Below are 26,956 nucleotides of genomic sequence, written 5' to 3' on the forward strand. Positions count from 1 at the left end.
GTCCGGAATGCAGACAATTCTTTTAGTCGATGATGAGCAGAGGATGTTAGATTTAGTTGAATTATTTCTAACTCCTCATGAATATAAGTGCATCAAAGTTACGAATGGTAATGAAGCAATAAAAATACTTGAGAGTGAAAAAGTTCAACTTATTCTATTAGATGTCATGATGCCTGAAATGGACGGATGGGAAGTATGTAAACAAATCCGTGAATTTTCAAATGTACCAATCATTATGTTGACTGCTAGATCAGATAAGGAAGACCTAGTTAAAGGTTTAAATATCGGTGCTGATGACTATATTTCAAAGCCATTTAATGAAAAGGAGTTAGTTGCTAGAGTAAATGCAGTACTCAGAAGATTCCCTCAAGACAAAGAGGAACAAAACATGATTAAGTTTAATAGTTTTCAATTAGATCAGGAAACGTACTCATTACATTATTTAGATTTAACTGTTCAACTGACACTTAAAGAATTCAATCTATTAAAAGCTATGATTTCAAGACCGACAAAAACGTTTACAAGAGAGGAATTAATGAGCGCTGCTTGGGAATATGAAACAGATACGGATATAAGAACAATAGACTCCCATATCCGTAATTTGAGAGATAAACTCGGAAAAGCAGGGTTACCAACTAATGATTTCCTTAAAACCGTTTGGGGAATTGGATATAAGTGGAGTTAAAGGAGAATTAATTATGAAAAAGTATACAATGATATTTAGCATTTTAATGTTAGTTTTAGTTTTAACAGCCTGTAGTTCTGGTGGAAATATTGAATTTCAATACGGTAATGTAACAAATAATCAAATAGATCATATTCATGGTGCAGGCTATATAAATGGAGAAAATAATGTTGTTATTGCTACTCATACAGGTTTATATTCCTACGGTGAAGAAGGTTGGAAAGAGGCAAGTAGTCAGAAACATGATTATATGGGATTCCAAGCTGTAAATGATGGTTTCTTTGCAAGTGGACACCCGGGTCAAGGTTCTGACCTTGAAAATCCTTTCGGGTTAATTAAAAGTACGGATAAAGGTGCAAGTTTTGAAAATTTGGCATTTTATGGGGAAATAGATTTCCACTATCTTGCTGCCGGTTATAATACAAATACCATTTATGTATTTAATGAAATGCCGACAGAAAATTTAAATGGCGGCCTACATTATTCAACGGACGAAGGAAAAAATTGGACTTCATCTGCATTAAGCGGTTTTGACTCTTCTTATATTTCTAATTTTGCTACACATCCAACAAAAAGCGAACTACTTGTTGTCGGAAGTAAAGACGGACTTTACATTTCTGAAGATTTTGGTCAAAACGTAGTAAAGTTTAATTCTGCAAGCATGATTTCTTACGTTACATTAACTGAATCTGGTGGCTATTACACAAATTTTGATGATTCGTATGTTTATTTAAAATCATTTACTTTTGACAGTGCAAATGAAAAAGAAATTTTACTACCAGAGGAAATAATGAAAGACCCTATTATCTTAATTGCTTCTAATCCAAATAACAATGAAGAAATAACGATCGTTACAAATAACTTAAATATTTATTTAACAAAAGATCATGGACTTAATTGGGAGAAATTAGCTTCAAATGGTGAATTAACGAAATAAAATAAGGAAATGGAATGGAATTTACAATGTATAGTTTTCTATCAGACATAAGTAGAATGATTATCGAACCAATTTCAGTTTTCCTGAATTCCTATGAACATTCCCCGATTGTTGTTGTAATTTTGCTTGGATTAATTGGCGCATTTGCCCCCTGTCAATTAACCGGAAATATTAGTGCCATTACGTTTTATGGAAATAGAACGATCCAAAAAGGGGAAATTTGGACTGAAATTGCATTCTTTATATTTGGAAAAGTAGTTGTCTTCAGTTTAATAGGTTGGCTTGCTTGGATTTTTGGACAGGCATTTGAATCAGAGTTGACAAAGTACTTTGTAATATTCAGAAAAGCAATCGGCCCATTATTAATCATAACGGGTTTAGTACTACTTGGCTTGTTTAAGATGAAATTTCTTGGGCAAATCACTAATCGTATTCCAGTAAGAATGAAAGAAGGAAAACTGGGCTCCTTTTTATTAGGCGCAAGTTTTTCACTCGCATTTTGTCCAACGATGTTTGTACTGTTTTTTGTTTGGTTAATGCCTACCGTTGTCACTACTTCTTATGGTTTCGCACTACCAGCAGTTTTTGGACTCGCGACTTCTATTCCTTTATTACTAATTTTTGCTTTACTAGAAGCTTTTGATGCAAAACGAGCAATCATGAAGAATAGTAGAAATATAGGAAAACTTGTTCAAAAAACAGCAGGTGTAATTCTTATAATTATTGGGTTATTTGATACGCTCACATATTGGGGAATATAGGTGAAAATGGTTTGAAAAAATGCTTGAATATTTTTAAGCATTTTTTATTTGCTTTTTATATATCTAATTAAAAAATACCTAAAATATTGTAGTTTTCTAAGAAAGAATGATCATTTAAAACAAAATTTGATTATTTAAAATAAAGATTGATAATTTATTGATAAATTTTGATTAAAAATCCTGTGTTGATATGCAGGATTTTTTCGTTTCTTCACTATCGGGCCATATTATTGAACAACACTTTAATAAATCTTGATATTTATGTTAATATTTAGGTGAGATTGTGAAGAAATGTATTAAAACTAAAAGGGCAGGTTTCTTTAATAAGAAAGGTGGAATATGTATTGTACTATAATGTAACGATAAATATCCCAGTTTATACAGATGCTAATTCAACCTTTCCAAAGCCAGTTGGTGAAAATTATGATTATTGGTTTCCACTATTAAAATTCTTCTTAACAAAATCAGACACTATTGAAATTCATTGTTGGAACGAGGAAATTGATACGATTAATGAAATCCAATCATTATATAACAGCAAAATGGAGATGGTTAGAGAAGAAAATCTAACTATCTTTAAACTTATAAAGTCAATAATTACAATAGATTATCTATTGAATAATAATGTAAATATAAACGGTGAGTTGAAGTGGTTCACAATTAATTTAGAAAAATTTATGAAGCCTATGTTTCATTCAGGACATTGGGGAACAGAATTCTTTATACCCAATGTTACCAAAGAAGATATTGTATTCATCAAAAGTATCATACCAAGACAAGCGATTCTTCATGAGTTTTTATAACTTTATTATTCAACTATTGGGCAGTTTACTTTAATAAAGAGAATAGTATTAAAAAGAGATGTAATAAAATGAAATGAAATTCTGATAGTTTTTGAATCGTTACTTAAAGGAGGATAATTGACCTTGACCTTTCCAAGATTGTTGATTGTTATATCAATAGTATCGTTTGTTGGAATCATATCATGGGCAATTTTTAGTTTTTCAATAAAGTCTTTAAATCATGAAATAATACGAACGGGGGCTTTAAATTAAAGATCATGTGGTTACCAAAGATAACTTTTTTCTTATTAAATTAACCGGTCAGATTAGTTGAAGAGTAGTGATTATATAAAATGGGCTATATTGAAGATTAAAAAAGATTATAAATTATTAATGTAGAATTGTACTTAAATTAATGGGGACGATTGCACAATAAAGGCAATCGTCCTTTTCTTGTTAAAGTAAAATAGTAGGAGAGTAGTAAGTTAGGAATTGCTATTAAAAAACTAAAAGCCAAGCTTCTTAACAACATACTCTTCTGTTGCATTACTGAGTAAGTCTTCCCAAGAATCGAAGTTTGATTTGTTTCTGATAAACTCATCCATTTCGTCATCGGGAATATCTTCAATGTTTTTATACTTGTTGAAAATTTCACTATTTTCAAATTCAACAAAGCCATTGAAATCTGTGTTTTTTATTAAAAAAGTATCCGTTAATAACTCAGTAATCGGAATTGATTTAGTTTCTGATAATTCTTTAGCTCCTTTTTGTAATTTCTTTAGTTTGTTTAGTCCAGTGATTTTAACGCCCATTAATGACACCTCCTTTAATTGTAAATATTCTACAGAAAAGAAGAGAACCCTTTAATAAGGAAATGGGGGGGGAGCATTAATATTCCACAATCGTGCGCTTTAATTGAATAAGAACTACAAAAATAATTAAACTTTTTTATAAAGACTACATACTTAATAACAAAGAAGAAAGTATTTTGATCTATCTTTGCTCATAATACTTTCTTTTTATTTTTTATTTGATTTGACTTTTAGAGTTATTTTTTATCAAACTTTAATTCAAGCTAACAAATATTTCTAAAACTTAAATAATATTAACTGTAACCAGAACAATTATAGGTTCTAAGTCTATTTAAAAAGTAAATTGAAAATAAGAAGTATTACCTTTTAATTACATTATATATTTCCTTTAATTTCTCCTTAATTTTTTCATATTTTTTTCTTAAAATACATTAATACATTAGGTAATTTAATATGGGGAGAATAATACATATGGGCAGATTTATAAGCATTGAATTTTCATTTGTAAAGAGATTATTGATGTTACTAATAGTCATTTCAATATTTTCGAACAGTTTTAATAATAAGGTAATTGAAGCAGTATCTCCTGATAAACCACTTATTACAAGTGAAGCTGCAATCTTAATAGATGGAAAAACAGGTCGAACTTTATATGAAAAAAAACCAGATAAAAAGATGAATCCAGCTAGTTTAACAAAAATTGCCACTGCTATTTATGCAATTGAAAATGGAAACCTTGATGACCTTGTAACGGTTAGTCACAATGCAAGGGAAGTAGTTGGTACTAGAGTTTATTTAGAAGAAGGAGAAAAAATAACATTAAAAAGGCTTATTCAGGGGCTTCTAATCAATTCTGGGAATGATGCAGGTGTGGCAATCGCAGAACATTTGGATGGATCGGTAGAGGGGTTCGCAACTAGTTTAAATCGGTATTTGAGGGATTTAGGACTTCAAAATACAAACTTTGTTAATCCACATGGTCTATACCATCCGGAACACCAAACTACTGCCCGTGATCTCGCCTTGATTACAAAATATGCAATGAAAAATAGAGACTTCCGAGAAATATTTGGGACAAAGGAACTAAAGTGGAATGGGAAGTCATGGGATACAACCATATATACCCATCACAAATTAATGAGGCAACAACCATATGATGGGATTACTGGAGGAAAAACTGGTTATGTTGTTGAGTCTGGTATTACTTTAGTTACTACTGCAACAAGGGGAGAACTTTCATTAATTGCGGTTACTCTTAATGCCCCATCAGAAGATATTGCATATCACGATACAGTAGACCTACTTGATTATGGTTTTGACAATTTTAATGTTGAGAGTATTTCCGAAGGCCAATTGTTTGCAATCAATAACGAGGAATATATAAATAATGATATTCTTATTTATACGATTTCTAAAAATGAAAAGATTCATCAACAGATAACTAATGATGGTTTATTAGAATTAAAAAACGACTTCCAAGATGTAATTGCCACATTTCAGTTAGAGAGAATTACGACTCTTAATGATAAAAATGTATCAGAAACCAAGGATAGTCAAATAAAAGATCACAGCAATTATACATTTATATATGTTTTATTTTTTACAATGTTTGTTCTTGCCTTATTAATGATAAGCAGATGGTTCTATAGAAACTTTAATAAAAAAATGTACTACTAAAAAACTAAAATTAAAGTCAATTATTTGTAGATGTTTAATTAACCATAAGCTTGAATATAGTTATTTCTTCAAGCTATTTTTTTTGCGTAAAAGATATTATCCAAATAATTTGTCAATGTTTTTAATGAAATTTTTATGTAATTTAAAGGTTGTGGGCATACCTCTAAAGGGTATTTAATATAATTTGATATGAATTAATAAATCAATTATTTTAAAGGATGGATTTGTGGGATACTATCAGTTATTTATTTTAGTTTCATTATTAATCTTAACAGTAATTGTCATTTTATTATCAAGAATTTTAAAGAAGAATATTAAACCCATGCATGGAATGAGTATTATTATGTTTTATAGTATGAATTTTGGATTAACAATTGGTACTCTTTTTGGTGGTTTATTTCAGGGGAATTTGTTTTTATCAACAGTAGTTTCAATTTTATCTGGGTCAATTATTGGACTTATTTGTGGAAGTGTTTTTGGGATTCTCGCTGCATTAGAAGGAATAATGTCTGGACTAATGGGTGGAATGATGGGTGCCATGTTAGGTGAAATGGTTAGTCTCGAGCAAATTATTCCTCTAGTTAGAATTTTTTTATTGCTATCCATCTTAACTATATTTTTATTTGCGATATTTTCTAAGAGAAATAATTTAAAAGACACGAGTAATAAGTTTTGGGTTATGAAACCACTTGTAATTGCTGCTTTGATTACCTTTTATTTTATCGGGGGAGTGTCATACGCAGAAAAACAAGTCAATATTATATCAGAGAAATCACATGATCATAATTCTGATAAGCAATCTTCCAAACAACAAGGTTCTAAACTAATTACTATAGAAACTAAAAATATGATGTATTTTCCGTCAAATTTCGATCTACAACTAAATGAATCGGTTACAATTATTCTTAAAAATCAAGATAATATAGAACATGATTTTGAAGTTAAAATTCCAACTAGTAATAAGGATCAAAAAACAAGTCATACTCATGGCGAAAATGAAAATGTAATTCATTTACATGCTGGTCCTAAAAAAGAACAAACAATTAGTTTTACACCAACAGAATCTGGGTTATATGAATTCGTATGTACAATCCCAGGCCATAAGGAATCCGGTATGATTGGTTGGATTTCAGTAGTTTAGATTTAAAAAATTACCTTAGTGGTAATTTTTTTTATTGCTTAAATAAATATACAAGTTCTGAATTTGAATAAAAGTAATTATTAGGGTAAACATTAGTATTGCATTTCAAAATTAAAAGGAGGATTGATTATGGGGGTATTATCAACATCACCGACAGACATGGATCATTGTATAGAACTATGTATTAAATGTGCTAGAGCATGTGATGAGTGTCTTACTGCTTGCTTACAAGAGCCAGATGCACAAGCAAGAGTTCATTGTATTCAAATGCTACTTGATTGTTCTCAAATTTGTTTACAATTGGTAAGTTTCTTATCTAGAAATAGTGAATTTTCAAAGGAATATTGTCAAGTTTGTGCAGATATTTGTGAGGCATGTGCTGCTCACTGCGAAAAATTCCAGGATGCACATTGTCAAGAATGTGCGAAAATTTGTCGCGAGTGTGCAGAAGCATGTAGAAATATGGCTTCTTAAACACCAAAAGTCCCTCTGATGGATTACCTACAAAGAATTCAGTTAAATATAATTAAAAAAATTAACCTTCTAAATATGCGTACAAAATTTGTACGTATAATTAGAAGGTTTTTTTGTTTGAAGAGAATTTTATTTCAAATAAATGAAATTAAGAATTTTATTCTAAGTCAACTGTTTCTCCTTAAAAACTCCATATTTTATTTGTATTATTAAGGGTGAAATCAAAAGTTGATAAATAAAGGAGATTTGATTATATGGACTGGAATTGGTTACCGTTGTTAATCTTACTAATTTGCCCGTTAATGATGGTTTTTATGATGTTTGGTGGACATCGACATACACATGGTAAAGGTAATCAAAAAACCCAACACTCAACGTTAATTGAGTTAGAGTCCAAAGTAACTACTTTGGAAAAGGAAAATGAAAAACTAAGAGAAGAAATCAATGAGTTGTTCTCAAAAAAATAAATTTCGCATCGTGAATTCATTTTTGAGGTGAAGAGTTAATTGGATAACATACAACAATTAGATAGAGTAGCATTTGATATTGTATCAGTCACTATTTACTGGTACGGAATAATTATCGCAATAGGAATTGTTTTAGGATGGTTATTGGCAACAAGAGAATCTGAAAAATTGGGTCTACCAAAAGATATTTTTTCTGATTTATTATTTTGGGCAATCCCAATATCCATTATTAGCGCGAGAATTTATTACGTTTTATTTAAATGGGAGTATTACTTTCAAAACCCAAGTAAGATATTTGTAATATGGGAAGGTGGTATAGCCATACATGGCGCTTTAATAGGTGGCGTTATCACTTCAGTTATCTTCGCTAAGAAAAAAGGAGTATCTTTTTGGAAATTAGCCGATATTGCTGCACCAAGTATTATTCTTGGTCAAGCGATTGGACGTTGGGGAAACTTTATGAATCAGGAAGCACATGGAGGGGAAGTTACACGGTCATTTTTGGAAGGTCTAAATCTTCCAGAGTTTATAATTAATCAAATGAATATAGGTGGTATTTATTACCACCCAACATTCTTATATGAATCCGTCTGGAATATTGCAGGTTTTATATTCCTTATAATTCTAAGAAGGTTTAACCTTAGAAGAGGAGAATTATTCTTATCTTATGTAATATGGTATTCAATTGGTCGATTCTTTGTAGAGGGATTAAGAACAGATAGTTTGATGCTAACAGATTCACTGCGAATTGCGCAATTACTTTCTTTAATACTAATTGGAATAGCTTTAATTTTAATATGGTATAGACGAAAATATGGTTATTCTACATTACGATATTCAGATAAGAAGGAGTAAGGTTATATATTTTGTAGTAATACAAGGGGCAAATACATTATTTAAATGTTCGCCTCTTCATTCATGTACATGATTTTGAAACTTTACTAAACTAAAAAAATAGTAATATCGATTTTTAGGATAATGTAACTATGTTAATTTCATAGTAACTATAATTAGTTAAGGGGAGTATATACTTCATAGAACTCTGATATGAAAATAAATTTTGAGGAGTAGATGTATGTATGGCAATAAGAATAGCAATTAACGGATTTGGACGTATTGGGCGTATAGCATATCGTCGTATTCAAGAACTGGAGAATACGGATTTAGAAGTTGTAGCAGTAAATGATTTAACAGACAATGAAGATTTAGCGTATTTATTAAAGTATGATACAGCTTATGGTGTTTTCCCATATGATGTAGAAGTATCCAATAATTCAATTATTGTAGATAAGAAAGTGATAAAAACTTATAAAGAACAAGATGCAGGCAATTTACCTTGGAATGAATTGGAAATCGATGTTGTTCTTGAATGTACTGGCTTTTATACTACAGCTGAAAAATCTGAAGCACATTTACGTGCTGGAGCAAAAAGAGTAGTTATTTCAGCACCAGCCAAGGATGATGTTACTAAAATGGTTGTATTTGGAGTTAATGAAGACACATTAAATGGTGATGAGAAAATCATTTCAGCTGCTTCATGTACAACTAACGGTTTAGCGTTAATGACAAATGTATTGGTAAATAAATTTGGTATTCGACGTGGATTAATGACAGGATCTCGTGCCTATACACCTTCACAGGCTATGCAAGATGCTCCAGGCGGGCGTAAAAAACGAGCAGGTGCACAAAATGTTATTCCAACAACAACAGGTGCAGCGAAAGCACTTGGAAAAGTAATACCAGAAGTAAATGGTATTATCACTGGTACAACTACTCGAGTTCCTGTAATCACAGCAGGTTTTGTCGAGTTATTCTCAGTTCTAGACAAGGAGGTTACAATAAATGAAATTAACGAAGCAATGAAAGCAGCCTCAAATGAGTCTCTGGGTTATACCGAAGATGAAATTGTATCGTCTGATGTAATTGGTGATACTCACACTTCTATTTTCGATGCTACATTAACAGAAGTAATGGATGCAAATGGAGGACAATTAGTAAAAACCGTTGCTTGGTACGATAATGAATATGGTTTTGTATCAAATATGATTCGTTTATTAGAATATTTTGTAAAACTAACCAAGGAGTAATTAACTCCAAATTTCTAAAACCACGGTACATACAGCTCAATATATTCTTTCTCACCAATTAAATTACAACAACCTAGAATTGACAAACGCGCATTTCCAAAGGGATATGCGCTTTTTTTGAAGTTATTAATAATAATGATATTTATGAAGCGAAATCAAGAAAAGTAAACCCTAATTCTTACCCTAATCTGCAATTAAGGATTAAAATTCCGATTGTTGGTATATTAAAGTAATTAATTCTGGGAAATCAATGAAAGGATTCCTGTTTCCTTGAATTTCAAAAATAGCTTTATTTCGGTGCCTTTCATATTCTGTTACTTTATACTGATTATGCCATTGAATTAGTAATGGAATATCAATATTTTTTCGGAATTGCCTAGTTATTTCGTTAGGATAACGTAATAAAAAATATAGAGTAGCACGTGCAACCACACCTTTTCCATATGTTGGTTCAAATCGATTTATCGCTTGTTTACCACAATCGCTTTGATTGCTTAAAGGCAGATCGTTTACTTCACAGTCATAATAAGGGAAATTAGATCGTAAATTATTACATTTAGGATCACAAGCAAATAGATGATGCAAATCACCCTTCATTGGCTCCTTTGCTCGAAACCAAGACTGTGGGACTACATGTTCCGCGTTAAATTTATGTTGATTTGAAATTCTTTTCACATGATTTATTAATTGATTATTAGAATATCTTTGAATTTTAATAAGTTCACGGTAACTTTCAAATCGCTTTTGTATTGTTTTAAAATCCTCTTCTATTAATGTTTGAGGATTTTTAGTTTTACCGGAGTAAATACATTTTAATTGCCCATTAGGTTGGAGATCGACCCATTTATATAAATACTGGTCTTTACTAAAGTAATATCGGTGTTTAAATTGATGAGTCTTTGAAATAAGGTCATGATATTCTTGAAATAAATCACTTGTATTAGTGGAAATATTACAGTAATAATGATTGACCCAAGATTGGTCTTGTTTTTCATCGTAATATAAATCATAATTAGCTTTAATTTTACGTTGATTATCTATTAGTTCAGCAATAAGCACATCTGGATCACATTTTTCCATCCACTCTAATTCTTCGAGTTGACTTTTTAGCATAACTTGATCACTACCTTTCAATTGACAATTATTTCACCTCATACATCAAGATTATCCAAGTTTTAGAACAAATTGAAATACACATCACGCTAAAGTTAGGCTCGAATTTCTGATTAATCAATTTGGACTTCATCATTAACCTAAAAAGGACGTCTCAAAACTATTGAGATGTCCTTTTATAATTTATTTAGTTAAACGCTCTAAGAAGACCTCTAAATGTTCTAATGTAACCTTGTCGTTTACACCAAAACTTCCATCACCTTTACCTAAAGTAATTTTATTTGAAGATAGTGTTAAAATATATTCATATGCCCAATGAGATGTTGTAACATCTGAGAACATTTCTGCATTGCCTTGTTTCTTTAAATCGAAAGCTTCAACTAATACTTTGGCTAGTTGACCACGTGTGATAGGTGAACCTGCATTAAATTTGCCTTTTTCATCTCCACTAAAAATCCCTTCTTTTTCTAATGCTGTAGCAGCACCCGCATACTTAGAAGATGATTTCAGATCCGAAAATGGAGAATTCGTATCGGATGTATCTAATCCTAAAGCTTCTGAAAGTTGAAGAGCTACTTCACCGCGAGATGCGTAAACACTAAAGTCTATCCCTGCATCCTTAACTTCTCCTTTTGCAGTTGCAGTTGTTGTGAAATTTGCCACACGTTTTGCACCTATATAACGTGACCCCCAATAATATGGATCATCTAATTTATCAATTCTTACACCAGAACTTGGTGTAGCGGAAATAAAATTACCTTCTCCTATGTATATTCCAACGTGAGAAATACCTGACCCTGAAGTATTAAAGAATACTAGGTCGCCTGCTTCTAAATTATTTTTTGAAACTGTAGAACCTTGTTGGTATTGAGCTCTTGACGTACGATCTAATGAAATACCTAATTTTGAAAATACAAATTGTGTATATGCTGAGCAATCAACACCCGTATTAATATCCGTTCCACCAAATTTATAAGGAGCGCCGATATAGTCTTTTGCTGTATTTGTTATATCTGATATTGTTGCCGCTTCTACATCATTTGCACCTATACCAGTAATTATCATAAAAGATGCAAAGATGGGTAGTAACCATCTTTTTCTCATGTCGAATCTCCTTTTGAAAGCTAGTTCTTTAATTTACTAAAGAAAGAATATCATAGAAATTTAGTATGTAATCTTTCAATTCCATTACAAATTTATGCAGAAATATCATTTTTGTAATAAAAATGGTTTAGCTTGCACTTATTATGAAATACTATTTTTTGATTAATAACCTTTAAAGTTCTTTATCTTAAAAATTTTTCATTAAAACTATCTTTAAGTTATGATTTCTCCATAAAAACTCCATATTTTACTTGTATGATTAATAGTGTAAGAAGTAAATCCCTATCCATTTAATAAACTACAAATTGTAAGGAGCTTTATACCGGCTGCCTGATCGGATGTGGGGAGCCTCTTATGAATGACATCGGTGTGATGAAAATAAGTGACGCGTAAATCCTCTATATTGAGGGAATTTAAAAAGAAAGGATCGTTCTTTCGGCCATTTGTTTATGGATAAGTTATCTAGAGAAATTGTACTCTGTTGTAGAATAGTTGATACAGTTATACAGTGCGCTAGGGAAAAGCGGGAACAATTTTATAAATTTGTTAATTGAATTGACAGCTAAGCGGTTACTTTAGTTTGTTAAATGAAACCACTTTCTATTGATTATAAGATTTACTAAAAGAAAATGATTAGGATATAAGGTATTCTAGGGAGGAGCAGTGTAGATGAAAAGAAAAAATAAGTTTGCGGTTTTGTTTGGATTGATAGTAGTTACTTTTATTGTGATAGCGACATCCTTATATGTGTCATCAAATAACGATTCTGAAACTATTTCTGAATTACAAACAGTGGATACTAAAATGCTTACTAAAATGATTGATAGTAAGGAAAATATGGTTATTGTTGATTTAAGGGAACCCGAACTATTTGCCACAAGTAGAGTTCCCGGTGCTATAAACATTCCTTTTGATGAAATTCAGTCAAGATATACCGAGTTGCCTAAAGATAAGGATGTTATCTTTGTTTGCCATACAGGTCGTATGGGGACGGAAAGCGGAAATCTTTTGTTAGAAAATGGTTATAAGAACGTTTTTAACCTCGAGGGAGGTATTGCTGAATGGACAGGGAATCTGGAAAAATAGCAGAAAAGAGGAAATCATGCAGAAAACTACGAAAACAACAGTCCAGCCTAATAAACAGCAACTTCTTAACCGTTTAAAACGCACTGAAAGTCAAGTGAGAGGTGTTCATTAGATGGTTAAATTGTAATTTTGCCTATTCAAGATGCAGAGTCTTGAATAGGCTTTATTTGTTTTGTTTTTGTTTGATCGTAAAGAATAAAAGAATCTGAGCGAATGGGTTCTTTGAATGTAAATGTTGTGTACTGCTGTTTATTGTCTGTACGTAATTTAGCAGTATCCTATCCTTTGTTTTACTTTATTATTAACAGAGAATTACTGGGGATTCATAGAGATTTTAAAATTCAGTAATTGATTCAATTTACTTTTATAATTCGTATCAAAAGACTAACAATATGAAATAAATTCTGCTTAAGATGCACCTTGTAAAGAAGGCTATTTTTACAATTTGATAGTTTTTGCATATATTTGTAATATACTATTTATGTAAAAAACTCGTAAAAATTAAAATTATTTGGGAGTGTTCAAACTATTTATGAATGGACCAAGCAAAAGGTTTCGTAGTTTAACTATTAAGATGAATATTGTAATTATAATGTCGCTCATAATAAGCATGCTTTTGACAAACTACATAACTTCGTTTTTAAATCATAATGTTCAAGTTACATATGGTGTATATATTAGCACAGCGATAAATCTTATATTTACAACTATCATAGCTGCTGTTTTCTTACAATGGATAATTGTTTCTCCACTTAAATTATTATTGAATGTGACAAGGGAGGTTGCTAAGGGGAATTTAACTGTAACTATACCAAAAAAATCAAACGATGAGATAGGTTTATTAGTTAATTCATTTGAGGTAATGTTGGGGAACTTAAAGGATATCGTTGGCGAATTGAATGAAACTTCTATAAAAGTTCTTAGTTCTTCCGAAACCCTCGCAAAAAGTGCAAGTGAAACGAATTCAGTTTCTAATCTTATTTCTAGTTCTATTAGAGAGGTTGCAGTTGATACACAAAACCAATCGAATGGAATAGAGAAAATGGTATTTGCTATTACTGAAATGAATGAAGGGATTAAAAGAATATTAGATAATACAGGGGAAGTCTCCAATACCTCCCACGAAACGAAAAGCTATGCTGTTGATGGAGAGCGAGCAGTTGAAAAATCAGTTCGTCAAATGATCTTAATACAAAACTCAGTTAGTGAATCGGATATTTCTATTCAAGAGCTCCTTAAACGTTCACAAGAAATTGCACAAATTTTAAATGTTATTTCTGATATAGCAAATCAAACCAATTTGTTGGCTTTAAATGCTGCAATAGAGGCGGCTAGGGCTGGAGAATCAGGTAAAGGATTTGCAGTTGTTGCAGAGGAAGTAAGAAGACTCGCAGAACAATCAAATCAATCAACTGAACAGATTGGCTCGATTATCGACCAAATGAGACTGGCTACCGATGTTTCTGTGCAAACAATGAGAAAAGTTATTGAAGATGTAAAAGAAGGTATTGATATTATTAACGATACAAAAGTAAAATTCTCTGTAATTTCTCAATCGACGGAGGAAATGAACCGAGAAATGGGTAATATATTACAAGCAGCAGAAAGAATGGCATTAAATGCTGAAGAAATTTCTCTTACAATAGATCAAATTTCTACTTTAGCAAGGAGAAATACTCAATATTCTATTGATGTTTCCTCCTCAAGCCAAGATCAACTAGTTGCAATTGAAGAAATAACTAAATCAACAGAATCGTTATCAAATATTGCTGAAGATTTAAGGGAATCAACAAAAAAGTTTACAGTTATTTAAAATTCTTGAATCATAAATAAAGTTCGAAAAATAGCCAATAAATTTCCAAATAAGTGATTTGAATATACCCATACATGGTATATAGTATTAATATAAATACAAGAAGGTTGTAGGTAGCTTTCCTTAATCTTCCTAAATCGGCTATAAGGAGCGTGGTAGTAATGAGAAACGATAATGGAGATGGTAAACAAAATCATAAACATCACCATTCAAATCCAAGTGAACATGAACATCACAATAAAAGTGAGCATGTCCATGGTGGGCATAAGGGACATATTGCACATGATCATAGTAAACATCTAGGGCATGAACATCATAACCACGATGTACATGATCACAGCAAACATTCGGAACATCAAAATCACAGCCATGGTGGACATGATCATGAAGGAGGTCATGACAAACATCATGGCCACTCGATAGGAGAATTTAAGAAACGTTTTTGGATCTCATTAGTTCTAACAATACCTATTTCATACTTATCCATGATGGTTCAAATGCTATTTGGGTATGAAGTCAACTTTCCAGGAGATACATTTTTATTATTCTTACTTTCTACAATAGTTTTTTTCTATGGAGGAAAGCCTTTTTTACTCGGTGCATGGAGTGAAATAAAAGACAAAGCACCTGGTATGATGTTGCTGATTTCGCTAGCAATTGTCACTGCTTACGTATATAGCACTTTAACAGCATTCTTTATTGAAGGTAGTGACTTTTACTTTGAGTTAGCTACTTTGATTGTTATTATGCTACTAGGTCACTGGATTGAAATGAAATCTATAATGGGAGCTTCAAAAGCATTAGAAGAGCTAATAAAATTAATGCCTAAAGAAGCACACAAAATAGATTCATCAGGAAATATTATTGATGTTTCTGTAGAGGATTTAAAACCAGGTAATCAAATCCTTGTTAAACCTGGAGAAAAAATTCCGCTTGATGGAAAAATATTCGAAGGTCATTCAACAGTTGATGAATCAATGTTGACTGGGGAATCAGTTCCAGTAGAAAAAACTATTGGAATGGAAGCCATTGGTGGATCCATTAATGGTGAAGGTATTCTAAAAATAAACGTTAGTAAAACAGGTAGTGAAACATATCTTGCTCAAGTTATCCAATTAGTAAGTGACGCAGAAAAAACGAAATCTAAAGCACAAGGATTCGCTGACACTGCTGCTAAATGGTTATTCTATGTTGCGATTGTTGCAGGTATTATCACACTCGCATATTGGTGGTCAACTGGTGACTTTGATACTGCTTTAGAGCGAATGGTGACCGTATTAATTATTGCTTGTCCTCATGCATTAGGTTTAGCTACTCCACTAGTAACATCTAGATCAACATCTATTGCTGCAAAAAACGGTTTGTTAATCCGTAATCGTACCTCTTTTGAAAGTGCTTTTAGAATCAATCGTATTGTATTTGATAAAACTGGTACATTAACTGAAGGTAATTTTGGTGTTACAAATATACATCCAACTGTAGGTATCAGTGAAGAGGAACTATTAAAACTAGCGTACTCAGTCGAAACGCAATCTGAACACCCGATTGCAAAAGGTATTGTAAAAGAAGGTAAGAAACGAGATTTAGAACTATATAAAGTATCCAATTATCAAAACCTAACGGGTAAAGGACTTGTTGCGAAAATTAATGATTCTGAAATTGCTATTGTTAGTCCGGGTGTATTAAGAGAAAATAATATTTCCTTTGATATAGAAACTTATGAAAAACTTGCACAACAAGGGAAAACAGTTATTTTCATATTAAAGGATAATGCGCTTCAGGGAATGATTGCATTAGCAGATATTATTCGAGAATCCTCTTATAAGGTTATAAAAGAATTAAATAATCTTGGAATTGAAACTGTCATGATGACTGGTGATAATAGTCGCGTAGCACATTATGTAGGTGAAAAGCTTGGAATGACAAAGGTGATTGCTGAAGTTTTACCACATGAAAAATCAAATAATGTGAGAGAATTAAAAGAGGGTGGCAAAAAAGTCGCGATGGTTGGAGACGGTGTAAATGATGCACCAGCTTTAGCTGAAGCTGATTTAGGTATTGCTATTGGAGCGGGAACAGATGTTGCAATTGAAACTGCAGATGTTGTCCTAGTTAATAGTAACCCAGTAGATATTTTAAGCACTTTAAAACTTTCTAGGGCAAGTCGGATAAAAATGATTCAGAACTTAATTTGGGCTGCAGGATATAATATTATTGCCATCCCACTAGCAGCAGGGGTTCTTATTAGTGCAGGTATTGTGATCACACCGGCAATTGGGGCTGCGGTTATGTCATTAAGTACTATAATCTGTGCGATTAATGCTCAACTTTTGAGAATTGACTAATTTGGTAAATAATTACAATAGTTTCGCAAGAAGATTTTCTAAATATGTATGTAAAATAAATATGGCAATTGAAAGTATCAAAAAAATTCGCTTAATAAACATTTTAGGCGAATTTTCTTTCGTTATTTTTAATATGAATATTAACCCTCTATTTATGGTTATTCAGCATATAATAAATAAAATAATGAACAAATACTAACAAGAAAAAAGGGGTGAGAACATGTGTATAAATAACGACTTTATCGAAAATCATTCATATCGAGTATTTGAGGAAATACGTAAAAATTCTTTGTACAACGTAGCGAGAGTGGAATTTTCCGAGGGTTATTGTTGGGAACCTCAATTTCAAACTTCACAATTTAATAGTAATGACCTTATTACTAAAATAATTCTAGAAGATGAGAATAAAAATTATTTTACTATTAATCCTGATGACTTTGGCTTAAGGTTTGCAAAGGGAGAGATCAATTATAAAGAATATCTAAAATTTCAAAAAGTAGATGACATTAAATGGATAGGCTATTCAATTCTGGGAGTTGGGATTTTGATAGCAATGATGTTTACAATGTATGTTTATTTCATAAATTAATGATTGAGAAATAGCCTTGTTAATCTATTATTAGCAAGGCTAATTTAAATTTTTACTTTCAACAAAATCCCAGTTACTTTTAGTGTTATTCCTCACAAATTACTTCGAATAAAATTTTACAGCTGGTTCCTAAATCCAACTATTACCTTTATAGTGTGATCTTTTTCATAAAATTAAAAATTTAATAGTTGCACTATATAAAGTAATTGGTTATTATTTGTTTTGTTAATAGTAATCATTACTATTTGGAAGGGTGGAAAAGTTGAAAAGTTATATATTTACACTGTTGATTCTTTGCTTTGTTCTACTAGCGGCATGTAGCAATGAAACTGCGCAGAACGAACAGGGGAATGAAAGTTCTGAAGAAGAAACAAAATTACAGGTTTATACAACGGTATATCCATTAAGTTATTTTACACAACGTATTGGTGGAGAATTTGTTAAAGTGTCATCTGTTTATCCCCCAGGAGCAAATGAGCATTCATTTGAGCCAACGCAACAAGATATGATTAAGTTAGCAGAGTCAGATTTGATATTCTACATCGGTTTTGGTCTTGAAGGTTTTATTGAAAATGCTCAAGAGACATTAAAAAATGAAAAAGTAGAGTTTGTTGCTACAACAGCCAATATACCTAATGAAATGCTTAATATAAGCACCGGCGATTCACAAGTCGCACATTCGGAGGAAGATGAAGGTACCCAAGTTGAAGAAGCACACAATGATGAGGAAGTAACAAGTGAATCTGAAGATGTACATACAGAACATAATGAAATTGATGCTCATGTATGGCTTTCTACATCTCTTTCTGCAGATCTTGCATTAGCCATAAAGAGTGCACTTACAGAAAAAATGCCAGAACAGGCTGATAAGTTTGAAGCAAATTATCAAAAATTAATTAACGAGTTAGAAACACTAGATATTCAGTTTAAAGATATGGTGGCCCAAGCTAATACACGAACATTTTTTGTATCACACGCTGCTTTTGGATATATTGCTGGGGAATATGGTTTGCAACAAGTACCAATTGCTGGTCTGAATTCACAAAATGAACCATCACAAAAAGAATTATTAGAAGTTGTTGCTTTAGCAGAAGATTTAAAAATTGAATATGTTTTATTTGAGCAAAATGTATCTTCTAAATTAGCTGAGATTATACAATCTGAAATAGGAGCGGAATCACTTACATTGCATAACCTAAGTGTCCTTACCAAAGAAGATATTGCGAATAATGAAACGTATTTCACTTTAATGAAACAAAATATTGAAACTTTAAGAAAAGCGTTGGGGAATCAATAATTACTCGTACTTAAGTAACTTAAATATGATTAGAATACTTAATAACAAGTTACAAGATATTTAAATTCTAAGTAGAGCTAAGGGTTACAATGAACATACTTGAGAAAATTAGTAAAGTAATCATGAACTTAGATCAATGGTGAACAAGGAGAAATCTAGGGGTGCACTAATAGCACCTTTTTTTAAATACCTTTAATAGGAATATTCTGGGTAAACCAGGGACAAAATTAAGTTTATAATTATTTGAGTTAATTTTATTAACATCTGCATAATTTCTGCAAAAATTATAATTACAATTAAGATCTTAAGAAGTTTATACTGTCTCTTATTTCCCCAACCACTGGTAGTGAACCAGTGACAAACCATAAGTGGATTATTCAAGAAGAATTAAAGAATGCTTAACGAAGCTCCAGTGAACCAGGAATTGAAGCGAACGTTGATTATCCAACCAATTAGGAGGTATTTATGTTAAAAAAATACATCTCTGTTATTTTCGTTGCCTTATTTATTAGCTATGTCACTTTTGTTATTTTATCCGAAGAAAATATCAAAAATCTTAGAAAAACTGTACAGGTTAATGAGCAAGGGACCTTAAATGAATCTCTCAATAACAAATCCACTGAGATAACTGGGTACGATAATGACTCTCAAAAAGTTGAGCTTGCTCCGGAATTCACATTGTCAGATTTGAATGGCAAAGCTGTTAATCTCTCTGATTTTAAAGGTAAAATAGTTATCTTAAACTTTTGGACCACTTGGTGTCCACCATGTATAGAAGAGATGCCTGAAATGCAAAGGTTTTATGAAAAAAATAAAGACCACAGAATTGAAATCGTTGCCGTTAATCTAACTAACTTTGATAATGGTCAACAAGCAATTGAATCTTTTGTACAAGATTATGGTTTAACCTTTCCGGTATTATTAGACAAAGATGGTGTTCTTAGGAGTATGTACGAAATTTTGACTATACCAACTAGTTTTATTCTAGATACTGAAGGGGGAGTTTTCCAAAAGATAGTAGGTCCAATGAACGAACAAATGATGGATGAAATAGTTAATTCAATCCAAAGGACCGATGAAAAGTACGGGGAGTAGAAACTACCCTGTGTTTGTCTTGCGTTCATAACTTCCTTTACTTATTTGGTGGGGTTTCTTTTGCTAAGAATAGAATGAATTTAGCAACTAATCCGCATTACTTAAAGAACATACACAATCAACACCTTCATTAAAAAATGGAAGGAAAATTGAACAATTTCTTAGTTACTCGCATAGTAATACTGAGTTAAACACAACCTTTATTTTAGTTATATGAAAGGGATAAAAGAAATAATTTATGTACCTAAGACATATTTCTATTTACATAGGGTACTAGGGTATACTATAATGAATGTGAGAAGGGGGAAGTAACATGGAACCCGAATTAAAAAATGAATCCTTATTAGACGAAAGTTGTTGCTCTAGTTTGAATATTAGAAAAAGTCACCATTCAGAAAAGTCAAAGAAAAATCTTGTTTCCAGGCTTAATCGGATAGAAGGGCAAGTTCGAGGAATAAAGGGTTTAATTGAAAGAGATACTTATTGTGATGATGTTATCACACAAATATCTGCTACTCAGGCAGCGTTAAATAGTGTAGCAAAACTCCTTCTGGAAGCACATATGAAAGAGTGTGTTGTAGATCGTATACAAGAAGGGGATTTAGAAGTTTTAGATGAAGTACTTGTCACAATTCAAAAATTAATGAAAAAATAAAAGGAGAGAATTAATATGGGAAATGTAACATTAAACGTAAACGGAATGTCATGTGGTCATTGTGTTAAATCGATTGAAGGTAGTGTTGGATCGTTGGATGGTGTTGAACAAGTAAAAGTTGATTTAAGTTCTGGAAAGGTAAACGTTGAATTCAATGATGAGAAAGTGACACTTGAAAAAATTAAAGAGACAATTGATGATCAAGGATACGATGTTAAGTAACAAGATGTAGAGTGCTTACAATAGCACTCTATTTCTTTCAAAAATTCATACCCCATAGTGGTATATTTAATGAGGTGAAAGCAACATGAGTAGTGAGTTAAAAGAAACAAGTTTACAAATAACAGGTATGACTTGTGCAGCTTGTGCAACAAGAATTGAAAAGGGTCTAAATAAACTAGACGGTGTAGAAGAAGCGAATGTTAACCTAGCTCTTGAAAAATCCATCATCAAATATAATCCTGAAAAGATTAGTGAACAAGACTTTGAAAAGAAAATTCAAGATCTTGGCTACGGTGTCGCAAAAGAGAAAAAAGAATTCTCGATTACAGGAATGACTTGTGCAGCCTGTGCCAACAGAATAGAAAAAGGATTAAGTAAAATTGAAGGTGTATCAATGGCAACCGTCAACCTTGCTCTTGAAAATGCAACGATTGAATTTAATCCAACCGAAGTTTCAGTATCAGATATTATTCAAAGAGTTGAGAAATTAGGTTATGGGGCGCATATAAAAGAGAATGAAAAGGACACAGCAGATTTCCGAGAACAAGCAATTAAAAAACAAAAAACAAAGTTCATCATTGCTGCAATTCTTTCATTACCACTGTTATGGTCGATGATTGGTCACTTTTCGTTTACATCATTTATCTATATGCCAGAAATTCTAATGAACCCTTGGGTTCAAATGGTTTTAGCAACACCTGTTCAATTTTATGTAGGATGGCAGTTCTATGTAAGTGCATTTAAAGCATTAAAAAATAAAAGTGCAAACATGGATGTTCTTGTTGCAATGGGAACATCTGCCGCTTATTTTTATAGTGTTTATCAAGCAATCATTACAATTGGTGAGCCTCATCATGCACAACTCTATTTTGAAACAAGTGCTGTATTAATTACGTTAATTGTATTAGGGAAATTGTTTGAGGCTAAAGCAAAAGGTCGTTCTTCTGAAGCAATTAAAAAGTTAATGGGATTACAAGCGAAAACCGCTTTAGTCGTTCGTAATGGGGTAGAACAAGAAATCCCACTAGAAGAAGTTGTCATTGGTGATACAATTTTAGTAAAACCAGGAGAAAAGATACCTGTTGATGGTGAAGTCATAGAGGGTTACACAGCGGTAGATGAATCTATGTTAACAGGTGAGAGTATTCCGGTTGATAAAACAATCGGTTCCATTTTATTTGGATCAACAATTAATAAAAATGGTTTTATTAAAATGAGAGCGACAAAAGTTGGGCGAGACACAGCGTTAGCTCAAATTATTAAAGTTGTAGAAGATGCACAAGGTTCCAAAGCGCCGATACAAAGAATGGCGGATAAAATCTCAGGAGTTTTTGTACCTATTGTTATCGTCATTGCAATTATTACCTTTATCATTTGGTTTACACTTGTAGCACCAGGTGAATTTAGATCTGCTTTAGAAGCAATGATTGCAGTTCTAGTTATTGCATGTCCATGTGCGCTTGGGTTAGCAACTCCAACATCTATTATGGCAGGTTCCGGTAGAGCAGCTGAATTTGGTATTTTATTTAAAGGTGGAGAACATCTTGAACAAACACACCATATTGATACAGTCGTTGTAGACAAAACAGGTACAGTAACATATGGTAAGCCTGTATTAACAGATGTCATCGTAGAAGATGGGGTAAATGAAGAAGAATTCCTATCCCTAATAGGAGCAAGTGAAAAACAATCCGAACATCCACTTGCCGAAGCGATAGTTCAAGGGATTGAAGACCGTAGTATTGAACTCCCAAATGTCGGAAAATTCGAAGCGATTCCAGGTTACGGTGTCAAAGCGGTTGTCAATGGTAAAGAGATATTAGTTGGAACTCGAAAACTAATGAGTAATAATGGAATCACAATTTCAACAATATTAAGCAAGATGGAAGAGCTAGAAGCTAACGGTAAAACAGCGATGTTAGCAAGTATTGATGGTCAATATGCAGGTTTAGTAGCTGTTGCTGATACAATTAAAGAGACATCTAAAAAAGCCATCAAGCGTCTAAAAGATATGAATATTGAAGTAATTATGATGACAGGAGACAATAAACGAACTGCCAATGCTATTGGAGTGGAAGTTGGAGTTAATCATGTCATTGCAGAGGTATTGCCGGAAGGGAAGGCTGAAGAAGTGAAAAAACTTCAAGCTTCTGGGAAAAAGGTTGCAATGGTTGGTGACGGTATTAATGACGCACCTGCGCTAGCAGTAGCTAATATTGGTATGGCCATTGGTACAGGAACAGATGTTGCAATGGAAGCAGCTGATATTACATTAATTCGTGGAGATTTAAATAGTATTGCTGATGCAATCATCATGAGTCACAAAACTATGCGTAATATTAAACAAAACTTATTCTGGGCATTTGCTTATAATACACTCGGCATTCCAATTGCGGCGATAGGTTTGCTTGCTCCATGGGTTGCGGGTGCTGCAATGGCATTTAGCTCTGTATCAGTAGTTTTAAATGCACTAAGATTGCAAAGAGTGAAGTTAGTAAAATAATAAAAAAAGACCTACTTGGTAGGTCTTTTTTTTATTTATGTATATGTAGAATTCCTTTTATCAATACTATAAAAAGTTCAATATTGCATAATCTACGCGAAATTATGAAAAAATTGGAGGAATAAAGAATGGCAAATAAGTTTACTCTTGGTATTATTTCATTCGCTGCAGCTTTAACACTTGCAGCATGTGGTGGAGAGAACGCTGATGATACAACACAAAATTCAACGACTCAAGAAGAGTCAAATGCAGCGCCTGAAAATAACATGAATGGTGAAAATAGCGAAGCAATGCAAGGTATGGACCATTCTAACATGAATCACTCTGGTTCAGGTGAAGTACCAGAAGGTTTAAAAGATGCTACAAACCCAACTTTTCCTGTTGGCAGTAAAGCAATTATTCAATCAGATCATATGCCTGGTATGAAAGGTGCCGAAGCAACGATTGTAGGTGCTTATGATACAACAGTATATACTGTCTCTTTTACTCCAACTACTGGTGGTAATCCGGTAACAAATCATAAGTGGGTTATTCATGAGGAATTAGAAGGTGTTGGTGAAGGAGTCTTACAGCCAGGAACCAAAGCAACAATTAATGCTGATCATATGAAGGGTATGAAGGGCGCTACTGCCACAATAGATTCAGCTGAAGAAACGACTGTTTATATGGTTGACTTTACTTCTACAACAGGTGAACAAGTAACAAACCATAAATGGGTAACAGAAAATGAATTATCAGCTCAATAAACTAATAGTATTCGGATTTTCGTGTTAAAAGCAAGCTAACTGATTGGTGTTCATCAATTATAAGTTAGACAAACTGTGCAAGAAACCCAATGCAGAGATTTAAAAGCTCCTACTTTATGGTAGGAGCATTTTAAATTTTTTGTTTGATTATTATGTTAAAGCTAGTGAGAATTCTTAAATTAATAACATTATTTATAAGTTATAAATGTGGAACCTCTCCCTAATTCACTTTCCACTTGAATATCGGTTTGATGAAGATCTAAAATGTGCTTGACAATAGACAGGCCGATTCCTGTATCTGTTTTAGTGGACCTTGTTCAATCCGCTTTATAAAATCGTTCCCACATAGTATATTTTATATCCATAAATTATCCATATTTGTTTGTTAAATTAGTAAGAGAAATATATGGAAAAGTGGAAATGAAATGAAAAATAGTAGAATTATTATCGCCTTAGTAGTTATAACTTTACTAGCTGCTTGTTCAAACAAAGTAGAACGAAATAACTATGATTCAAATAAACTAACTGTATTGATTGTTGAATACTCAAGTGGAGCACCTCTGAATAAATTATACGTAACATTACTTGATAATGAGGGGAGTATTCTGGATTCAAATGTGAGTACAGGTGAGGGGAAAGTTATCTTTCATAACTTAGAAGAAAATGAAGAGTATTCATTACAAATTGGATTATTTGAAAATTTTAAAACTGGAATGTATATTACTGAGAAAGAATTTACATATAGTCAAACTAAGCAAAATCTGATTGTACAAACAAATGCTCTAAATAGCGAACAAGCACTAGCCGTACCATCTCTACTACAACATCCTGAATTACCAAATGGTTGCGAAATAACAACTCTTACAGCAGTACTCAATTATTATGGAGCAGCCACAGACAAAATGGAAATGACTGATCAATATTTACCTAAACAGCCATTTAAATATAACGGAAGTAAAAAATATGGTCCTGATCCAAATATAGCGTATGGAGGGTACCCGGGTAGCTTAGAAACAGGTACCTATGTTTTTGCTGAGCCAATTGTCAATGCGGCAAATAATTTTATAAGAGATAGAAAACTTAAATTACAAGCGCAAAATATTAGTGGTAGTACATTAGAAGAGATTACAAATTATGTGGATATGGGAATACCTGTAATTGCATGGGTCACATTAGACCTTTCGAAGCCGAAAATTCGTGGAGGGTGGTACATTGAAGAAACGGGAGAATATCATCAAATGTTTACAAATCTGCATACAATGGTAATAATCGGTATAAAAAATGATGAAGTTGAAGTAATGGATCCCCTTAAAGGGTACGTAACTTTAGATAAAACCGAATTTTTCAAAAGTTATGTGTCTTTAGGGGAGCAAGCTATCGTAGTATATTAAAAATTAGTTAACATTACAAATTGTTTTGTTCGATTTTATATCAAGAGGGAAGAACATCCGTCTACCGTTATCATATATCGATGTAAAAAATGGTCAACCAGAAATGTTTTCTGGCTGACCTTATAATACGACCGGGCGAGATTACGGAAGAACTCAGCAAAAAACGATCAAGTTTTTTTTTCATATTTAAATAAATTAACTAGTCTCAGCCTAATTATTTTTAGAAGACGATTCATCTTGTAAAACTATTGAAATTGCTTGTGCGAGAACAGAAATTGTACGATTAATCTCTTCTTCTGAATTTTCAATACCTCCAAGTTCTATTAAAACCATATTTTTAGCTAAATCTTGATTATAAATACCATCAACATGCTCACCTTTTTTCCCTATTACACCACGTGATATTCCTGGAACCAACTCATTCAATTTATCAGAGATTTGTTGGGAATATGATTGATTTATTGAGTAGTTTGGATTATCTTCCCCTACAACAAAATAGATTTTTCCGAAGGTCTGATTCTTGTAAGTAAGCGTAGATATATCTCTAGAAGCAGAATCTCTATGAAGGTCAACGATTAGGTCGTAGGTATTATTTTGGATTTCGTTTGAAAGATAAGGTCGTACAACATCATAAGCTTCAGAAAAAGTACGATTTGTATTGTATAGTTCATCCATTGTATCAACCTCAAGAAATTTTGTGTTTAAGGAGTTTACATTGAAATGCATTTTAATAATTTCTTCAAATTCAGTAATATTTGATTTTGAGTCATAAACAGCTGTTTTACCACTTTTATTTTTCACTATGGGAATAAAAGCTTCATGGGAATGCGTAAAAAGCATCAAAACATTCTTTGATAATGCCGGTTCTAAACTATCAAGAGGTACATCAGTGGTTGTAGGAGCATACACAAGTTTTTTAGGTGTTTCAAGCTCTTCAACTGTTATATCCTGAGATGGTGTTTCAAGCCCTTCAACTGTTATATCCTGAGATGGGTTAAAAGAACTTGCAATTATTGGTGATACAAATAATAGTAAAATGAATCCAAAAAATATGACGAGTTTGTATTGCATCATTTATTCACCTCAAAAAATTATATGTTTGAGGGTTTCTAATTATTTATTATAGGTTTATAAAATTTGAGATTAATAATTTGTAATATTTATTGTTAGTAAA

25 protein-coding genes and 1 pseudogene are annotated in these 26,956 nt (G+C 32.2%); 21 read left to right on the top strand and 5 right to left on the bottom strand.

The features are described 5' to 3' along the window. The first annotated feature begins 7 nt into the window (after positions 1-7). From CRO45_RS15840 to CRO45_RS15855, 4 genes are all read left to right on the top strand, one after another. The gene (locus CRO45_RS15840) at positions 8-685 is read left to right on the top strand and encodes a response regulator transcription factor (protein WP_097150672.1); all 678 of its coding nucleotides are present in this window, start codon (positions 8-10) and stop codon (positions 683-685) included. A gap of 13 nt (positions 686-698) precedes the next feature. Further along, entirely contained in the window at positions 699-1,622 is a 924-nt protein-coding gene (locus CRO45_RS15845; protein WP_097150673.1) for a F510_1955 family glycosylhydrolase, read from the top strand. Positions 1,623-1,648: 26 nt separating this feature from the next. After that, positions 1,649-2,383 (top strand): urease accessory protein UreH domain-containing protein, encoded by a 735-nt coding sequence (locus tag CRO45_RS15850; RefSeq protein ID WP_097150674.1) that lies wholly within the window; start codon positions 1,649-1,651, stop codon positions 2,381-2,383. A gap of 344 nt (positions 2,384-2,727) precedes the next feature. Further along, positions 2,728-3,186 (top strand): hypothetical protein, encoded by a 459-nt coding sequence (locus CRO45_RS15855; RefSeq protein ID WP_097150604.1) that lies wholly within the window; start codon positions 2,728-2,730, stop codon positions 3,184-3,186. Positions 3,187-3,671: 485 nt separating this feature from the next. On the opposite strand, the gene CRO45_RS15860 is transcribed toward CRO45_RS15855, so the two are convergent. Continuing rightward, on the bottom strand, positions 3,672-3,977 hold the full coding sequence (locus CRO45_RS15860) for a hypothetical protein (protein ID WP_097150605.1): 306 nt from the start codon (positions 3,975-3,977) through the stop codon (positions 3,672-3,674). A gap of 471 nt (positions 3,978-4,448) precedes the next feature. On the opposite strand from CRO45_RS15860, the gene CRO45_RS15865 reads away from it, so the two are divergent. The 6 genes from CRO45_RS15865 to gap all read left to right on the top strand — a co-directional run bounded on the left by CRO45_RS15865 (position 4,449) and on the right by gap (position 9,823). Beyond that, entirely contained in the window at positions 4,449-5,654 is a 1,206-nt protein-coding gene (locus tag CRO45_RS15865) for a D-alanyl-D-alanine carboxypeptidase family protein (protein WP_170949520.1), read from the top strand. Between the two features lie 226 nt (positions 5,655-5,880). Further along, positions 5,881-6,795 carry a cupredoxin domain-containing protein gene (locus tag CRO45_RS15870; protein ID WP_097150606.1) on the top strand — a complete coding sequence of 305 codons (915 nt, stop codon included), beginning with the start codon at positions 5,881-5,883 and terminating at the stop codon, positions 6,793-6,795. 129 nt (positions 6,796-6,924) lie between these two features. Next, the gene (locus CRO45_RS15875) at positions 6,925-7,269 is read left to right on the top strand and encodes a four-helix bundle copper-binding protein (RefSeq protein ID WP_097150607.1); all 345 of its coding nucleotides are present in this window, start codon (positions 6,925-6,927) and stop codon (positions 7,267-7,269) included. A 254-nt stretch (positions 7,270-7,523) separates the two neighbouring features. Next, entirely contained in the window at positions 7,524-7,736 is a 213-nt protein-coding gene (locus CRO45_RS15880) for a bZIP transcription factor (RefSeq protein ID WP_097150608.1), read from the top strand. A 39-nt stretch (positions 7,737-7,775) separates the two neighbouring features. Further along, positions 7,776-8,591 (top strand): prolipoprotein diacylglyceryl transferase, encoded by an 816-nt coding sequence (gene lgt, locus CRO45_RS15885; RefSeq protein ID WP_097150609.1) that lies wholly within the window; start codon positions 7,776-7,778, stop codon positions 8,589-8,591. 224 nt (positions 8,592-8,815) lie between these two features. Further along, on the top strand, positions 8,816-9,823 hold the full coding sequence (gene gap / locus CRO45_RS15890; protein ID WP_097150610.1) for a type I glyceraldehyde-3-phosphate dehydrogenase: 1,008 nt from the start codon (positions 8,816-8,818) through the stop codon (positions 9,821-9,823). A gap of 201 nt (positions 9,824-10,024) precedes the next feature. On the opposite strand, the gene CRO45_RS15895 is transcribed toward gap, so the two are convergent. Both CRO45_RS15895 and CRO45_RS15900 read right to left on the bottom strand, forming a co-directional pair. After that, positions 10,025-10,957, bottom strand: coding sequence for an endonuclease I family protein (locus CRO45_RS15895; protein ID WP_235864619.1), 933 nt, complete (start codon positions 10,955-10,957; stop codon positions 10,025-10,027). Positions 10,958-11,119: 162 nt separating this feature from the next. After that, positions 11,120-12,040, bottom strand: coding sequence for a C40 family peptidase (locus CRO45_RS15900; protein ID WP_097150611.1), 921 nt, complete (start codon positions 12,038-12,040; stop codon positions 11,120-11,122). A 669-nt stretch (positions 12,041-12,709) separates the two neighbouring features. On the opposite strand from CRO45_RS15900, the gene CRO45_RS15905 reads away from it, so the two are divergent. From CRO45_RS15905 to CRO45_RS15955, 10 genes are all read left to right on the top strand, one after another. Continuing rightward, the gene (locus CRO45_RS15905; RefSeq protein WP_097150612.1) at positions 12,710-13,126 is read left to right on the top strand and encodes a rhodanese-like domain-containing protein; all 417 of its coding nucleotides are present in this window, start codon (positions 12,710-12,712) and stop codon (positions 13,124-13,126) included. A 616-nt stretch (positions 13,127-13,742) separates the two neighbouring features. Then, complete coding sequence (locus CRO45_RS15915) at positions 13,743-14,939, top strand: methyl-accepting chemotaxis protein (RefSeq protein ID WP_170949521.1); 1,197 nt, start codon at positions 13,743-13,745, stop codon at positions 14,937-14,939. A 161-nt stretch (positions 14,940-15,100) separates the two neighbouring features. Beyond that, positions 15,101-17,284, top strand: a complete 2,184-nt coding sequence (locus CRO45_RS15920; protein WP_097150614.1) for a copper-translocating P-type ATPase — start codon at positions 15,101-15,103, stop codon at positions 17,282-17,284. A gap of 220 nt (positions 17,285-17,504) precedes the next feature. Next, positions 17,505-17,873 (top strand): hypothetical protein, encoded by a 369-nt coding sequence (locus tag CRO45_RS15925; RefSeq protein WP_097150615.1) that lies wholly within the window; start codon positions 17,505-17,507, stop codon positions 17,871-17,873. Between the two features lie 262 nt (positions 17,874-18,135). Next, positions 18,136-19,170 (top strand): metal ABC transporter solute-binding protein, Zn/Mn family, encoded by a 1,035-nt coding sequence (locus tag CRO45_RS15930; RefSeq protein ID WP_097150616.1) that lies wholly within the window; start codon positions 18,136-18,138, stop codon positions 19,168-19,170. A gap of 465 nt (positions 19,171-19,635) precedes the next feature. Beyond that, a complete protein-coding gene (locus CRO45_RS15935) occupies positions 19,636-20,265 on the top strand; it encodes a TlpA disulfide reductase family protein (protein ID WP_097150617.1) in 630 nt (209 codons plus the stop codon). Positions 20,266-20,578: 313 nt separating this feature from the next. Beyond that, positions 20,579-20,920 carry a metal-sensitive transcriptional regulator gene (locus tag CRO45_RS15940; protein ID WP_036189844.1) on the top strand — a complete coding sequence of 114 codons (342 nt, stop codon included), beginning with the start codon at positions 20,579-20,581 and terminating at the stop codon, positions 20,918-20,920. 15 nt (positions 20,921-20,935) lie between these two features. Next, positions 20,936-21,142, top strand: coding sequence for a copper chaperone CopZ (gene copZ, locus CRO45_RS15945; RefSeq protein WP_036189846.1), 207 nt, complete (start codon positions 20,936-20,938; stop codon positions 21,140-21,142). A gap of 85 nt (positions 21,143-21,227) precedes the next feature. Further along, a complete protein-coding gene (locus CRO45_RS15950; protein ID WP_097150618.1) occupies positions 21,228-23,645 on the top strand; it encodes a heavy metal translocating P-type ATPase in 2,418 nt (805 codons plus the stop codon). A gap of 128 nt (positions 23,646-23,773) precedes the next feature. Further along, a complete protein-coding gene (locus CRO45_RS15955) occupies positions 23,774-24,391 on the top strand; it encodes a YdhK family protein (RefSeq protein ID WP_097150619.1) in 618 nt (205 codons plus the stop codon). A gap of 188 nt (positions 24,392-24,579) precedes the next feature. Here the strand turns inward: CRO45_RS15955 and CRO45_RS20300 are convergent. Continuing rightward, positions 24,580-24,690, bottom strand: a pseudogene (locus tag CRO45_RS20300) (ATP-binding protein); the annotation flags it as partial. Between the two features lie 126 nt (positions 24,691-24,816). Here CRO45_RS20300 and CRO45_RS15965 point away from each other — a divergent pair. Continuing rightward, positions 24,817-25,782 (top strand): C39 family peptidase, encoded by a 966-nt coding sequence (locus CRO45_RS15965; RefSeq protein WP_097150620.1) that lies wholly within the window; start codon positions 24,817-24,819, stop codon positions 25,780-25,782. A gap of 210 nt (positions 25,783-25,992) precedes the next feature. Here the strand turns inward: CRO45_RS15965 and spoIIP are convergent, their stop codons facing one another. Beyond that, entirely contained in the window at positions 25,993-26,856 is an 864-nt protein-coding gene (spoIIP, locus tag CRO45_RS15970; protein WP_097150621.1) for a stage II sporulation protein P, read from the bottom strand. Positions 26,857-26,956 lie beyond the last annotated feature (100 nt).

The organism is Ureibacillus acetophenoni (assembly GCF_900220965.1).
Lineage (GTDB): Bacteria > Bacillota > Bacilli > Bacillales_A > Planococcaceae > Ureibacillus > Ureibacillus acetophenoni.

Excerpts from the sequence above, each read along its gene's own strand:
- CRO45_RS15840 (WP_097150672.1), top strand. The coding sequence starts at position 8 with ATGCAGACAATTCTTTTAGTCGATGATGAGCAGAGGATGTTAGATTTA.
- CRO45_RS15845 (WP_097150673.1), top strand. The coding sequence starts at position 699 with ATGAAAAAGTATACAATGATATTTAGCATTTTAATGTTAGTTTTAGTT.
- CRO45_RS15850 (WP_097150674.1), top strand. The coding sequence starts at position 1,649 with ATGTATAGTTTTCTATCAGACATAAGTAGAATGATTATCGAACCAATT.
- CRO45_RS15860 (WP_097150605.1), bottom strand. The coding sequence starts at position 3,977 with ATGGGCGTTAAAATCACTGGACTAAACAAACTAAAGAAATTACAAAAA.
- CRO45_RS15865 (WP_170949520.1), top strand. The coding sequence starts at position 4,449 with ATGGGCAGATTTATAAGCATTGAATTTTCATTTGTAAAGAGATTATTG.
- CRO45_RS15875 (WP_097150607.1), top strand. The coding sequence starts at position 6,925 with ATGGGGGTATTATCAACATCACCGACAGACATGGATCATTGTATAGAA.
- CRO45_RS15880 (WP_097150608.1), top strand. The coding sequence starts at position 7,524 with ATGGACTGGAATTGGTTACCGTTGTTAATCTTACTAATTTGCCCGTTA.
- gap (WP_097150610.1), top strand. The coding sequence starts at position 8,816 with ATGGCAATAAGAATAGCAATTAACGGATTTGGACGTATTGGGCGTATA.
- CRO45_RS15900 (WP_097150611.1), bottom strand. The coding sequence starts at position 12,040 with ATGAGAAAAAGATGGTTACTACCCATCTTTGCATCTTTTATGATAATT.
- CRO45_RS15905 (WP_097150612.1), top strand. The coding sequence starts at position 12,710 with ATGAAAAGAAAAAATAAGTTTGCGGTTTTGTTTGGATTGATAGTAGTT.
- CRO45_RS15920 (WP_097150614.1), top strand. The coding sequence starts at position 15,101 with ATGAGAAACGATAATGGAGATGGTAAACAAAATCATAAACATCACCAT.
- CRO45_RS15925 (WP_097150615.1), top strand. The coding sequence starts at position 17,505 with ATGTGTATAAATAACGACTTTATCGAAAATCATTCATATCGAGTATTT.
- CRO45_RS15935 (WP_097150617.1), top strand. The coding sequence starts at position 19,636 with ATGTTAAAAAAATACATCTCTGTTATTTTCGTTGCCTTATTTATTAGC.
- CRO45_RS15940 (WP_036189844.1), top strand. The coding sequence starts at position 20,579 with ATGGAACCCGAATTAAAAAATGAATCCTTATTAGACGAAAGTTGTTGC.
- copZ (WP_036189846.1), top strand. The coding sequence starts at position 20,936 with ATGGGAAATGTAACATTAAACGTAAACGGAATGTCATGTGGTCATTGT.
- CRO45_RS15950 (WP_097150618.1), top strand. The coding sequence starts at position 21,228 with ATGAGTAGTGAGTTAAAAGAAACAAGTTTACAAATAACAGGTATGACT.
- CRO45_RS15955 (WP_097150619.1), top strand. The coding sequence starts at position 23,774 with ATGGCAAATAAGTTTACTCTTGGTATTATTTCATTCGCTGCAGCTTTA.
- CRO45_RS15965 (WP_097150620.1), top strand. The coding sequence starts at position 24,817 with ATGAAAAATAGTAGAATTATTATCGCCTTAGTAGTTATAACTTTACTA.
- spoIIP (WP_097150621.1), bottom strand. The coding sequence starts at position 26,856 with ATGATGCAATACAAACTCGTCATATTTTTTGGATTCATTTTACTATTA.